The sequence below is a fragment of the Chloroflexota bacterium genome, from assembly GCA_020161265.1.
Taxonomy (GTDB): Bacteria; Chloroflexota; Chloroflexia; order Chloroflexales; family Herpetosiphonaceae; genus Herpetosiphon.
The window spans coordinates 211089-225075 of sequence record JAIUOC010000010.1 but is presented as its reverse complement, the minus strand read 5'-3'; the positions used below and the strand labels follow the sequence as shown (position 1 = coordinate 225075).

Here is a 13987-nt window from a genome sequence, read left to right as displayed (position 1 = left end):
CGCGACATTCTTCAGGTTGCTCAGCAACAGTGGGCTGCACGCCAACAACCAGTACCCGAAGCACCCAACATTGAAGCCGAGCTTGCCGCACTCAAGCGCATGTTTCTCAACGATCACATCCGGGCTGATGAATATGAGCAGCGCAAATCAGCGTTGTTTGCTCAAGCCCAAGCACCACGCCAAAAACCAGCTGCATCCTTTAACATGGAGCAAGCCCTAGATTTATTAGAATCAATTAGTTGGACATTTAAGCAGAAGGGAGCCTTAGCCGAGAAGCGCGTAGCCTTACAATCACTCATTGCAGCCATTTGGGGCACAAAAAAAGGGATTGTCGCCTACCAACCACGAGAACCATTTCTGGAACTTGTAGGAAGTTTGCAACAATCCCGCTTGGTGAGCCGGGTGGGGATCGAACCCACGACCAGCGGATTAAAAGTCCGATGCTCTACCACTGAGCTACCGGCCCAACGCGTGAGAGTATAGCACACTCTTAATAAAATTGCAAATGATAAGGTTCACAAACTTTTTAATCTAAGTCAACGTGAGCGGCGTGGCCAAATTGACCGCGCCGCTCGCTCTTTTTTATTGATGACGGGAAAGGGCTTCGGTGGTTGCTCCATCGCGGGATAGTACGTCGCGGTCGGGGCTGCCCCATTCGCTAAAGCCAACTTCGTCGGCTGAAACATTCAGGGCTTGCGCTGCAATAAAATCAGCCAAGTAGGGCGCAATTCGACCTTCACGAACGCCTTCATCCAAAGTAGAGATCAACTCAACAGTACCCATTGTTCCTCCTTATGTTGGTTGGTTGGTGCCGTCATCACCTTCTCCACTCTGGCTTAAATCAATTCAATCGCCAAGGCAACGGCTTCGCCACCACCTAAACAGAGGGTCGCGAGGCCACGCTTGCCACCACGTTCTTGCAAGGCATACACCAGCGTCGTCAAAACACGTGCGCCACTTGCTCCAATCGGGTGACCCAAAGCAACCGCCCCACCATTGACATTCAAGCGATCCCAGTCGATCTTGAGGTCGTGGCCGTTGGCAAGCGCTTGGGCGGCAAAGGCTTCATTGAATTCATACAAATCATAATCGGCCAAGCTGGTGTTGGTTACTTCAAGCAAGCGGCGCACAGCAAAGGCTGGAGCTGTAAAGATTTCGAGTGGTTTCACGCCAGCCTGGGCATAGCCGGTAATGCGTGCCAGCGGTTTGGCTCCCAGTTGTTGGGCTTTGGCCATACTTGCCACAACCAAGGCCGAAGCACCATCGGTAATGCCAGGTGCATTGCCAGCGGTAACCGTGCCATCAGCTTTGAAGGCTGGCTTTAATTTGGCCAAGGCTTCAACTGTACTATCGGCACGAACTGGCTCGTCGATATCAAAAATGGTTGTGCCTTTGCGGCTCTTGAGTTCAACTGGCACAATTTCGTTTTTGAATGCGCCACGGGCAATCGCTGCTGCTGCTTTGCGATGCGAATTGTAGGCAAATTCATCTTGCATTTCGCGGCTAACATTACAAGCATCGGCGACCCACTCGGCTGAGTTGCCCATATGATGATGCTCAACTGCACACCACAAGCCATCATGCACTACGGCATCTTGAATTTCGCCGTTGCCAAGCCGATAGCCAAAGCGAGCTTGAGGCAAAAGGTAGGGTGCTCGCGACATGTTTTCCATGCCACCAGCCACAATCAGCTCAGCATCACCAGCTTTGATCATGCTGGCAGCCAACATCACGGCCTTCAATCCCGAACCACAGACCTTATTAATTGTCAGGGCGCTCACGCTGTCAGGCACACCAGCACCCAAAGCCGCTTGTCGCGCAGGTGCTTGACCCAAGCCCGCCCCAATTACATTACCCATAATCACTTCATCAACAACATCGCCGTTGATTCCAGCTCGCTCCAATGCGGCCTTAATTGCGATCGCACCGAGTTGAGGCGCAGTTAAATCAGCGAGGCTCCCGCCAAACTTGCCAATTGGCGTGCGGGCAGCACTCAACAACACCGGTTCGCGCTCGTTGCTCATGGGGCCATACTCCTTGATTTTGAACTAGCTAAAAGCCAGCAGCGCCGTTGCCACTGGCTTATCTATTCAATAATTGTTGACTATCTTACCATAAAGTGTAGGAGCGATCTAGGTTAAATTTCACTCGCTGAAACCCTCGCGCCAGCGTTCAACCACGCCACGACAGCGCCGCCCCAAGCGTGCCCGCAAATTAAATAATTCATTGACCGTTAAGCCCTCAGCCTGCGCCAAGGCCGAAATATTGGTTTGCTCAAACAAGAGTTCATTCCATAAACGCTGGGCAATGGCATACAGCGGGTCGTCGTGCATGGTAACGACAACCTTGAGCACTTCGCGTTTCAGTTGACGTAATACTACCAAATCGTCAACTGATGGATCGGGCGCGACTAAGCTATCTTGCTCAAGGTGGCTTTGGCTTAAATAGACGATTTGTTGGATTGATCGGTTCGTCGTATCATTTGGCTGCTGATTAAAGCCCATTCCACCACGTTTTAAGGCATTAGTAGCCCGTCGCCATTGAAAGACAGCTCGCCGCGTTATCTGATAAATATAGGTATTCAGCCGCGCTTCAAAGCGAAATTGACCAAGATTTTGGATCACATCAGCATAGGCGCATACATCTGGCGAGCGATCATCAAGATAAAGATCATCGACACCTAATACATGGCGTTGCTTCAAACAGTGCAGAATATATTGATACACGTGGTGGCGGACTGTTTCATGCTCAGGATGCAGTGGATCAAGCGCGGCTTGAACTGTCGCATAATCATGCCAAAGGTTGATTGTTAGGTCAGTTAATGTAGCGTTTGTCGCATGTTGACTATAGTGGGCAAGTAATCTTGCTATGTGCTGGTGTTGTTCTGGGGTTAAATCCCAAGCTTGGGTCGTTGCGACGGTTGCGACAAGCGTCAAATATTGGGCATGCGAGTTCATTCTGGCCTCCACCATTGTCTAGCTGTGTCTCGCTCAATTGACACAGCGACAGCTTAGCGAAGGCCATGCGACAGCCATGCGACAATTGTTTCGATCAAACGTTGTCGCACCCAATAAAAAAACAGCGCCAACCAACATTGGTTCGCGCTGTTCGATCGATGTAATCGATTAACTAGAAGCCATATTCACGCCAGCGTTTGGTCACCCGATCCACAATCGATTGGGTCATGCGAATGTCTTGAGGCCATTCACGCGGAAAACGATCGATATCTTGGCGCTTGCGGGTAGCATCAATCCCCATTTTGTGGCCGTAAGCAAAGTGATCAGCCGAGTGGTCGAGCGCATCGAGTGGCCCTTCCACAATCACCGTATCGCGCTGCGGATCAACATTCGATGTGACATGAAACAAGACTTGGTTCATATCCTGCACATCAATATCTTCATCGACCACGATAATAAATTTGGTCAACGACATGAGCATCAAGCCCCACAGGCCATACATCACTTTGCGCACTTGGCCGGGGTATTTTTTCTTGATGCTGACCACCAATAGATTATGGAACGTCCCTTCGGCAGGCATATTGACATCAATTACCTCAGGCACGACCAACTGCATCAATGGCAAGAACAAGCGCTCAGTCGCTTTGCCAAGCCAATAATCTTCTTGCGGTGGATAACCTACAATCGTCGTTGGATAAATCGCATCCTTGCGCATGGTGATGGCGGTCAGGTGCATCACGGGATATTGATCGGCCAGCGAATAGTAGCCAGTATGATCGCCGAATGGCCCTTCAAGCCGACTTTCGCTGGGGTCAACATAGCCTTCGAGGATAATTTCGGCATTGGCTGGCACTTCGAGATCGATCGTTTTACATTTGACCATCTCAACCCGTTCGCGCCGCAGCCAACCAGCCAACATAATTTCGTCGATGCCTGGTGGCAACGGAGCCGAGCCCGAGTAGATCGTGGCATAATCGCCGCCAATTGCCACGGCAACCGGCAGTTTCACCCCGCCTTTGCGCAGCGCCTCGCGTTGATGTTCAGTGCCACCTTTGTGAATTTGCCAGTGCATACCGACGGTTTTTTCATCGTAAACCTGCACTCGATACATCCCCACATTGCGAATGCCTTTGTAGGGATCGCGTGAAATCACCGTGGTCAGGGTGACGTAGCGGCCACCATCATCGGGCCAGCATTTCAAAATTGGCAATTTATTCAAATCAATTTGGTCGCCTGTCCAGACAATATCTTGGCAGGGAGCGCTGGTAACCGTTTTAGGTCGATAGCGCAGAATTTCCGAAAGCTCGCTGACTTTTTTAAGCTTATCGAAAACCCCTTCAGGAACTTCGGGCTTGACCACGCTCGCCAAACGTGCCCGCAGATCGTCGAGTTTTTCTAAGCCCAAGGCCCAAGCCATGCGTTGCTCAGTGCCAACTCCATTGATCAAAACTGGCAAGTCTGAGCCAATCACATTTTCAAATAGTAAAGCGACATTGCCTTGACCTTGCTTCATTTTAGAAACGCGATCAGTAATTTCAGTGATTTCAAGATCAGCTGAAACTGGCGTTTTGATCCGTTTCAATTCGCCGCGTTTTTCCAAAAAGGCGATCCATTCGCGTAAATCGCTGAACGTCGTCGGTATTTTTGCTGCCACAATAACGCTCCATTGCAGATGCTGCTCACAAATCTTTGTGCATTGTATCACGATTTACGCAACCTTTGCCGCTCTGGATGAAGCCGCTAATCGAAGCTAAGGCTTATGATGACTGGGCAGTGATATTCGTTAAGCTGGTTGGGTAAAAGCTGTAAGAAAAGTCTAGCAATCAGAGTTTAAATGTTAACGCAGAGGTGCCGAGGAATGAAGGACTAGGGGTCAGAGATGCGATGAGATACTCAGAGTTCAGATTTTAATGCAGCGGCGCAGAACCTGTGAGGCTCTAGGCTATTGGCAATCGGCAGCTTGTTTGGTCTAAACCATAAATCCCTATCGCCAAAAGCCCATAGCCCATAGCTTTAGCCTTTATTCCTCGGCGGCGAAAACCTTGATTGGCTGATAGCCTGTTTCACGCAATACGGCAATCGCCACCAATTGGCCTGCTTGATCGAGCAAGCCAACTCGTTCAGCCTGGCTATCAACCTGCACCACCCGCCCCATGCGCACATCCGCCACAACCGCATCAGCCAAATTAATTAATGGCCAGTTGGCAATTGCAGCCTGCGGTGGCAATAAAGCTGCGGCAAAAGCCTCAGGTTGCTGATCAAGCTCGGCCAAGCTAATGCTGTTGCTCAGATCAAAGGCTCCAGCGCGGGTGCGACGTAAGGCAGTTAAATGCGCACCACAACCGAGCAATGCCCCAATATCACGGGCAATCGCTCGAATATAGGTGCCTTTGCTGCAATCGACGGCAATCGTTAATTGCTGGGCATCCCATGCCAAGAGATCAAGTTGCTCAATGGTGATTGGGCGAGCTGGCAATTCGATATGCTTGCCTTCGCGGGCATATTCATACATGCGCTTACCATCAACGCGAATTGCCGCATATTGGGGCGGAACTTGGTTGATCGCGCCGCGAAATTGGCTAAGCACGCTTTCAATCAAGGCTGGGTCAAGTGGCGGAATCGGCGCTTCGGCGATCACCGCGCCCTCAGCATCGTCGCTATCGGTGGTAATGCCTAGCCGTAGGGTTGCCGTATAGGCTTTTCGCTCTTCCTCAAGCAGATATTCGAGCAGACGTGTGGCGTTGCCCAAAGCAATCGGCAGCACGCCAGTTGCCATGGGATCAAGTGTGCCGCCATGGCCAACGCGTTTTTGACGCGCATTGCGTTTGACCACCCGTACCACATCGGTCGAGGTTATACCATGAGGTTTATCGATGTTTAAAAATCCATGCAGCATAAATAACAATGGCCCGTTGATTAACGAGCCAGCAACCTTTCTATTGATTTAGGCTAAGGCCGCCCGTAATTCACCTAACACCAGATCGCGAGCCTCGGCCAAGCCCATTTGCAAGGTTGCGCCGGCTGCCTCGCGATGGCCGCCACCGCCCAAGGCATGGGCCACGCTGCCAACATCGATGCCAGGTTTCGAGCGCAAGCTGATTTTGACCGTGCCATCACGCCGCTCTTTAAATAATACATAGGCTTTGGCGGTGGCTACACGGCTAAGATAAGCGGTTATTTCATCGCCTGCCTCATCGTCAGCCCCGGTGCCTTGTTGCATGGCTTGGGTAAATTCAGTCCAGATGATATCGCCTTCGTCGTGCATGCGCTCCATCGCTAAGCCCAACGCTTTGGCATGGGCAAATGGCTTGCCATACATCATCGAACGCATTACATCATTCAAACGCCCACCAACTGCCAACAAATCGGCAGCCACGCGCAACGTGCGAGGGCTAGTATGCGCTGTCTGGAAACTTTGGGTATCAGTCACCAATCCCATCAATAGGGCGGTGGCGGTTTCAGCATCAATCGCTTGATTCCAAGCATGAGCCAGCAAGCCCAAAATTTCGCAGGTTGCCGCTGCCTCGGTCATAACTAAATTTAAAAAGCCTTCACCGCTGTTGGTGGCATGATGATCGATCACCAATAGCGGGCGTTGAGCCAAATAGGCGCGTTCAGCACTAAAAATCGGTTCAATTCGCGAGATGCTGCCAGTATCGACCAACACCACTAAATCAACATCGTCGGGCAAACTTGCGCCATGGCTATAAACCCCAACTTCGGCAGCATCGGGCAACACCACCGCCAAACTCGGCAGATCGGTTGGCAAAACCATCGTCACCCGACAACCCATCGCCCGTAGGATGCGGGTTAGCCCGATGCTCGAACCAACTGCATCGCCATCAGGATTGATATGCGAGGTAACCAAAATGTGGCGTGCGGCGGTCATGGCTTCACGCAGGGCTGGAGCCGCTTGTTGAATAGTGGTATACAGCATCGTGGTATCCTTATTCGTCGTCTAGTTTGGGTGGATTAACCCGCCGTTCCTCATCGACTTGGTTAAACAGCGTGTCCATATATTGACGGGTATCAATCGTCACGTCAAGATGGAAATGCAACTCAGGCACCGCCCGTAGTTTCATTTGTTGGCCAAGCTCGCGGCGTAAAAAGCCCTTGGCTCGATCAAGCGTTGCTAGCGAATCTTTACGGGCTGTATCATCGCCCATCACGCTCACATTAATATTGGCATGATACAAATCTGGACTAACATTGACGCTGGTGAGGGTTACAAATCCCAAACGCGGATCTTGAATTTCAAATTGAATCGCGTTGCTCAAAATCGTTTTGATTTCTTCAGCAACTTGTTCAACTCGTTTGTTTTTTGCCATAACAGTCACTCCCACGGTGGTGATAATGCAGAATGGAGACAAACACATCTGCTGTCGCCAACAGATCTATTTGTCTCCACGCTAGAGTTTAATTCAGCTTACGAGGTACGAATAATCTTTTCCTTACGATAGAATTCCATGGTATCGCCAGTTTCGATGTCGTTGAAGCCATCGATCTGAATCCCACATTCATAGCCTGAAAGCACTTCGCGCACATCGTCTTTGAAACGGCGTAGCGAGCCAATCCGACCATCGTGCAGCACGACCCCTGAGCGCAAGACCCGTACCAATGAGTTACGAGTAACTTTACCGTCGATCATCATCAAGCCAGCCACAACTTCACGTGATGGCAAGCGGAAGGTATTGCGGACTTCGGCAAAGCCATCGGTTACTTCCTTGATCTCAGGATCGAGCATCCCGATCATTGCCTTGTTGAGGTCTTCGATCAATTGGTAAATGATGTTGTAGAAGCGAATATCGATCCCGTTGGCTTCAGCACTGCGGCGTGCAGCAGCATCGGGTCGTGCATTAAAGCCAATGATGATTGCGTGGGAAGCCACGGCCAAGCTCACGTCCGATTCGCTGATTGTGCCAGTACCACGGTGCAAAATCTTGATTTGAATCTCGCTTTGTTTCTCATTCAACTGCGCCAATGAGTGTTCGATTGCCCCAATTGAGCCTTGCACGTCGGCCTTGAGAATAATATTGAGATCTTTGATTTTGCCTGCTTGAATTTGTTTGTAGACTTCATCAAGCGTGGTAGCTTTGCCAAGCTGATTGGCCATATGCTCCATTTGGCGTTGGCGTTGGCGTACTGTCGCGACCTCGCGGGCAATCCGTGGGTCATCGAGCACTTGCAAAATATCGCCAGCTTGCGGTACTTCTGAAAGCCCGATGATCGAGACTGGCGTTGCAGGTTCGGCAATCCGAATCCGGCGGCCAATGTCGGTAAACATTGCGCGAATCTTACCGTGAGTTGCCCCGACCACCACAATATCATCTTGGCGTAGCGTGCCATTTTGAATCAGTACGGTTGCAACCGGGCCACGGCCTTTATCAAGCTCAGCTTCAACGATTGTGCCGATTGCTGGTTTGTCTGGGTTAGCCTTCAATTCTTGCAAATCGGCGACCAACAAGACCATATCCAGCAATCCATCGATATTTTTCTTGTGCTTGGCCGAAATTTCGACATCGGGCACATCGCCGCCCCACGATTCAGTGGTTACACCTTCGCCAGCAAGTTGTTGGCGCACGCGGTCGGGGTTAGCTCCAGGCACGTCGATTTTGTTGATTGCCACGATCATTGGCACACCAGCCGCTTTAACGTGGGCAATTGCCTCAGCCGTTTGCGGCATCACACCGTCGTCGGCAGCTACCACCAAAATAACAATATCGGTAACCGTGGCTCCACGTGCCCGCATTGCGGTAAACGCTTCGTGACCAGGCGTATCCAAGAACGAAATTTTGCGGCCATGGATTTCAACCTGATATGCACCAATGTGTTGGGTAATCCCGCCAGCTTCGCCTTCAGCCACGCGAGTTGAGCGCACAGCATCGAGCAATTTGGTCTTACCGTGGTCAACGTGACCCATGATCGTGACAACTGGTGGGCGGGTTTTGAGATCTTCAGCTGTTTCAGCTCGCAGCGCATCGCCAATATCATCAACCAAGCCTGCCATCCGTTCTGGCACATGCTCGGTGGTTTCGATATCAAATTCAGCGGCAATCACAGCGGCAGTTTCATAATCTAGCTGTTGATTAATATTCGCCAAAATGCCTTGTTTGAGCATTTCTTTGATAATATCGGCTGCGCCAACGCTGAGTGCTTCGGATAACTCCCGCACCGTCATGACCGGCCCAAGCTCAACTGGGCCACGTGGGCGAGCGGGAGCGACTGGGCGAGCCATAATCGGCGTGCCACGGCCACGACCGCCTTGCTGATTGTTGTTTTGGCCACGGCCACCGCTGCCACGAGGTGGAACACCACCGCTGCCACGAGGTGGAACGCCACCACCACCGCCGCCGCCACCACGATTGCCACCTGGGCCACCGCCACCACGGCTTTGGTTATTATTGCGGTTGCCACCGCCACCACCACCGCCGCCACCAGAGCGGTTACGGTCGTCTTCGCCGCTACGGGCAGGGCGAGCACCGCCAGGCGATTGAGGCCGATTGCGGTTACCACCGCCACCGCCACCACCGCCACGGTTGCCACCACCGCCACCGCCGCCGCCACGGTTACCACCGCTGCCGCCGCTACTAGCGGAGAAGCCTTCACGGCCAGATTTGCGATTGTTTGCGCGATCACTTACGCCATCGCGAGTATTTTTTTGAGAAACTGGCATCTATGGTCCTCCTAATACCCAACACCAAGGGGGTGTTGAGGTTTGGGAAGCCGAAGCCAGAGGCGAAGGCAGTGATGCGGCTTAGTTCATCGCAGCCTCCACCGCTGGTTCAGCATCGGGAAATTGATCAGCAATCGCTTGGAGTGCCTGCTGATCAATCGCGCTCAGTTCAACGCGCAAGGCTCGTTCTAAAGCCCCGCGTTTCAGCGCATTCGTCCAACATGGGCGTTCAGCACAGAGATATGCACCACGGCCCGCTTGCTTGCCGCTTGGATCGACCACAACACTTTGGTCGGCCAAGCGCACAAGACGTACCAACTGACGTTTACTCTCGGTACGCCGACAAGCAACACACATGCGCTGTGGCACATGGCGTGGGCGCGGCGACTGCTTTTGAGCAGCCATAGGCTATGCCTCGGTATCCGTCTCGTCGCTGTCACCAGCCTCATCATCGATGATATAGCTAGCAATCAGCTTGTCATTGAAATAAATATTGAGTTTTTGGGCGGCGGCTCGCAACGCTACTTCTTCGCCAATCAGTTCAACTGGCAAGGGGCCAAATTGTCGCCCTTGATAGGTGATCAAGGAATCGACCCGCACCTTACGGGTTTCGACTTTGGCGGTTGAAAGCGCTGCTTCTTGCAGCATTTGTTCCGACGCGGCAGCCTCACGCGCTTCAGCAGCAGCTCGTTCTTCCTCTAAGAGTGAAGATGCGCTCTTGATGTCGATGCGCCAGCCAACCAGTTTGGCTGCCAAACGAACGTTTTGGCCCTCCTTGCCAATTGCCAACGATAATTGTTTATCTGGCACGACCACCGTGGCCGTTTTTTCGCCTTCATCAAGATGAACTTCGACGACTTGGGCTGGGCTGAGGGCATTGGCAATAAAGACCCGCATATCAGCGCCCCATTGCACCACGTCGATTTTCTCGCCGTTCAGTTCATTCACAATATTTTGAATCCGAATCCCGCGCATGCCCACGCACGAGCCAACCGGATCGATGCCTTCTTGACGGGCATGAACGGCAACTTTCGAGCGTAAGCCTGGTTCACGAGCGATCGATTTAATTTCAACGGTACCATTGTAGATTTCGGGTACTTCCATTTCAAACAAGCGTTTGATCAAATCTTTGTGGGTACGTGAAGCTACTAAACGTGGGCCACGGGGATCATCACGGCGAGCTTCCATCAAATAGACTTTGAGCCGCTGGCCATGGCGATAGTTGTCGTGGCTAATTTGCTCTTTTTGGGGCAAAATCGCTTCGGCTCGCCCAACTTCTAAAATTACGTTGCCTTTGGCGGTGCGCTGCACGGTGGCAGTGACAATTTCGCCTTCGCGATCAAAGTATTCGCCATAGATATGGTCGCGTTCAACTTCTTTGATCCGTTGCAACACCACTTGTTTGGCGGTTTGGGCGGCAATCCGGCCAAAATCGTCGGGCGTGCTTTCCACATAAACCGTTTCGCCAATTTCAACATCGGCGCGAACGTTACGGGCATCTTCAATGTCAATTTCGAAGCGATCATCCATCACTTCATCAACAACTTGCTTTTCAGCATAAACCCGAATCCGCCCAGTATTTGGCTCTAATTCAATCTTAACGTCAACTGGTGGTGGATTACTGCCCAAATAGCGCCGATAGGCCGAAATTAAGGCTTGTTCGACAACATCCTGCACCGACTCGCGGGGAATGCCACGTTCAGCGGCAATCTGTGAAATAGCTGCGTAAAAATCACTTTTCATATCTAGCCTCGCTTAGGGGGTGCAGTGGGTCAGGCATCAGCATAATACCTGCTTTGATCGAGCCACCCTGCGTTGGTTAACATTGCTGACAAGAAGAAACGTGGGGGACACCCACGTTTCGGTCTGTGTACTTCATTCTGGTTACAGTATATCACTACCACCAAGCCCGTGCAACCTAGGGAGTTGGAGCCGGATAGGCTTGTGGCACTGGGTATTGGGCTGGCTCCAGGGTCGGTTCGCCGACCACATTGCCCTCGCCCGTGGTTGGGTAGGCCGCAGGAGTTGTAGCCGGAGCGGCGCTGGTTGGTTGGCTTACCACCGGAGCGGTGGTTGGGGCCGAACCCGTGGTTGAACAACCAGCTAAGATTGCCAAAACTAAGAGACTAGCCAAAATTTGTTTGCGCATCTGTAAGAACCTCCATGGGTTTCAATCGCAGGTTATGCTACCGTAGCGGAGATAAAAAGTCAAAGCTTTGGTTTAACTGAGCTTAATCTTTTAAACCATGCTGTAAGCGCCAATCAGCTCCCAACAAGCCAAACACTGCGGTATCGGTAAAACGTTGCTCAACTAAATCGAAGTAGTTTTCGCGTAGCAGCCCTTCCTGGTGAAAGCCAAGTTTTTCGAGCACCCGCCGCGAACCATGATTAAGTGGATGAATCTGCGCCTCGATGCTATGTAAGTTGAGGATTGCAAAGCCAAATTGGAGCATGGCCTGCAATGCCTCGACCATAATACCTTTGCCCCACCACGCTGGGGCCAATTCGTAGCCAATTTCGGCTCGGGCATGTTCGCTCATAAAACGCCAAAAACCACCTGAGCCAAGCCATTCGCCGGTTTCACGCAGGGTTATCGCCCAGCGCACACCGATTTTTTGCTCAAACGATTGGCTAATGTTGTGCAAACGGCGTTCGGCTTGTTCCGGCGATTCCATCGGCAATTGGCCGAAATAGCGAATCACCTGTGGATCAGCCATAATCGCAAAGACTGCATCACGGTCGGTTGGCAAGGGCTGGCGTAACACTAAACGCTCGGTTTCCAACACAGGAAATTGGGCTAAAGCACGGGCTAAATCAAGCATACTACCTCAAATCTAGGCTCATTAACAACAATGACGAAACTCCAAGGAGCTTCGTCATTGCTCAATTGTCGATTAAGCAGTTTAGGCGCGTTTTTTGATCAACACCTTATCGATCCGCCGACCATCCATATCGATCACTTCGACATCGTATTCATCCCAAGCCACATGGTCGCCAACATTGGGCAAACGATGCAGTTCGTTCAACACATAGCCAGCAATCGTCACAAAGTCGTTATCATCATTAATTGGAATACTCAAGCGAGTTGCAATCACTTCGTATGATTCCGAGCCGTCGATCAGCCATGAGCCATCATCACGTTTGACCATGGTTTGTTCTTCGTTGGAATCATATTCATCGCGAATATCGCCAACCAATTCTTCAAGCACATCCTCGAGGGTCAAAATCCCAGCAATTTGGCCATATTCATCAACGACCAAAGCCATGTGTGAGCCAGTGCGCCGAAACAAGGTCAACATCTTGGAAACTGGTTCGTGCTCCAACACATACGTTGGCGGGCGCACCAGTTCACGCAATTGGCGTTGATCGTTGCCCAGCATCGAAGGCAACACATCTTTAATATAGATCGTCCCAATCGCCCGATCAAGCGAATCACCTTCGTAAACCGGCATGCGCGAATAGCCATGTTCAACCGCAATTCGCGTAATTTCGGCCAAGGGAGTGTTAGCGCTGACAGCCACTACATCGGGCCGTGGGGTCATCAACATGCGGGCTGTACGATCCGAAAAATCGAATACTCGTGAGATTAGCGCTTCTTCGTGCAAGGCGACCGTGCCGCCAGCCCGACCTTCGCGAGTCATATACAAAATATCATCTTCGGTTACGCTGGAATCTGGTTGTTTATTCTGACCAATCAGCGTCAGAATCAAGGTTGATGAAGTGGTCAAGACCCAAACGATTGGTCGGGTCAGCCACGAAAGCCAAGCCAGCAGCGGCGCTAAATTACGGGCAATCGCATCGGCATGGAGCAATGCTAAGCGTTTGGGCACAAGCTCACCAATAATCAACGAAAGATAGGTGATGAGCAAGACAACCACCGTAAATGCAATTGAATCGGCATAGGGAGCGAGCGCAGGAACCGTTTTGAGGTATTCGGCAAAGGGCTTGCTAATGTTAGCGCCCCCGAAAGCTGCTGCAAACGTACCAATTAATGTGATGCCAACTTGAACCGTGGCTAATAAACGATCAGGTTGGTCGGCGAGTTGCAGGGCTTTCTTTGCCCGAAGATCGCCATCGGCGGCTTGTTGTTCTAAGCGAGAACGCCGCGCCGAAACCATGGCTAGCTCCGATGCAGCAAAAACCCCGTTGGCAACCAGCAATACCAAGACAATTCCTAGCTCGCTGGCTATGTCACTTAGCATTCAATTGTTCCTTTCTCAAACTAGAATAGCTACAGCGTATGTTTATCTGAATCAACAGCGCTGTATTATCACAAATTGTACCATTGTCTAGCCGATAGCTTGAAGCATGTTTAGCTCTATTTAATCAGCTAAATCTAAGAATCATTCTCGTTTGA

At 51.3% G+C, this 13987-nt stretch carries 13 protein-coding genes and 1 tRNA gene; all 14 read right to left on the bottom strand.

What is annotated here, in order from left to right:
• Positions 1 to 391: 391 nt before the first annotated feature.
• The 14 genes from LCH85_22025 to LCH85_21960 all read right to left on the bottom strand — a co-directional run bounded on the left by LCH85_22025 (position 392) and on the right by LCH85_21960 (position 13832).
• Positions 392 to 466 (bottom strand) — tRNA-Lys (locus LCH85_22025).
• A 116-nt stretch (positions 467 to 582) separates the two neighbouring features.
• Positions 583 to 783 (bottom strand): hypothetical protein, encoded by a 201-nt coding sequence (locus LCH85_22020; protein MCA0354681.1) that lies wholly within the window; start codon positions 781 to 783, stop codon positions 583 to 585.
• Positions 784 to 836: 53 nt separating this feature from the next.
• Complete coding sequence (locus LCH85_22015; GenBank protein ID MCA0354680.1) at positions 837 to 2024, bottom strand: acetyl-CoA C-acetyltransferase; 1188 nt, start codon at positions 2022 to 2024, stop codon at positions 837 to 839.
• 120 nt (positions 2025 to 2144) lie between these two features.
• Entirely contained in the window at positions 2145 to 2957 is an 813-nt protein-coding gene (locus tag LCH85_22010) for a hypothetical protein (protein MCA0354679.1), read from the bottom strand.
• Positions 2958 to 3129: 172 nt separating this feature from the next.
• Positions 3130 to 4611: a menaquinone biosynthesis decarboxylase gene (locus LCH85_22005; GenBank protein ID MCA0354678.1), complete on the bottom strand. Its 1482-nt coding sequence runs from the start codon at positions 4609 to 4611 to the stop codon at positions 3130 to 3132.
• Between the two features lie 366 nt (positions 4612 to 4977).
• A complete protein-coding gene (gene truB, locus LCH85_22000; protein MCA0354677.1) occupies positions 4978 to 5853 on the bottom strand; it encodes a tRNA pseudouridine(55) synthase TruB in 876 nt (291 codons plus the stop codon).
• 48 nt (positions 5854 to 5901) lie between these two features.
• Complete coding sequence (locus LCH85_21995; GenBank protein MCA0354676.1) at positions 5902 to 6894, bottom strand: bifunctional oligoribonuclease/PAP phosphatase NrnA; 993 nt, start codon at positions 6892 to 6894, stop codon at positions 5902 to 5904.
• Positions 6895 to 6904: 10 nt separating this feature from the next.
• A complete protein-coding gene (rbfA, locus tag LCH85_21990; GenBank protein MCA0354675.1) occupies positions 6905 to 7285 on the bottom strand; it encodes a 30S ribosome-binding factor RbfA in 381 nt (126 codons plus the stop codon).
• 98 nt (positions 7286 to 7383) lie between these two features.
• Entirely contained in the window at positions 7384 to 9192 is a 1809-nt protein-coding gene (gene infB, locus LCH85_21985) for a translation initiation factor IF-2 (GenBank protein ID MCA0354674.1), read from the bottom strand.
• A gap of 519 nt (positions 9193 to 9711) precedes the next feature.
• Complete coding sequence (locus tag LCH85_21980; GenBank protein ID MCA0354673.1) at positions 9712 to 10035, bottom strand: YlxR family protein; 324 nt, start codon at positions 10033 to 10035, stop codon at positions 9712 to 9714.
• A 3-nt stretch (positions 10036 to 10038) separates the two neighbouring features.
• The gene (gene nusA / locus LCH85_21975; GenBank protein ID MCA0354672.1) at positions 10039 to 11373 is read right to left on the bottom strand and encodes a transcription termination factor NusA; all 1335 of its coding nucleotides are present in this window, start codon (positions 11371 to 11373) and stop codon (positions 10039 to 10041) included.
• A gap of 175 nt (positions 11374 to 11548) precedes the next feature.
• Positions 11549 to 11779 carry a hypothetical protein gene (locus LCH85_21970; protein ID MCA0354671.1) on the bottom strand — a complete coding sequence of 77 codons (231 nt, stop codon included), beginning with the start codon at positions 11777 to 11779 and terminating at the stop codon, positions 11549 to 11551.
• 82 nt (positions 11780 to 11861) lie between these two features.
• Complete coding sequence (locus tag LCH85_21965; protein MCA0354670.1) at positions 11862 to 12452, bottom strand: GNAT family N-acetyltransferase; 591 nt, start codon at positions 12450 to 12452, stop codon at positions 11862 to 11864.
• A gap of 81 nt (positions 12453 to 12533) precedes the next feature.
• Positions 12534 to 13832, bottom strand: coding sequence for a hemolysin family protein (locus LCH85_21960; GenBank protein MCA0354669.1), 1299 nt, complete (start codon positions 13830 to 13832; stop codon positions 12534 to 12536).
• Between the last annotated feature and the right edge of the window lie 155 nt (positions 13833 to 13987).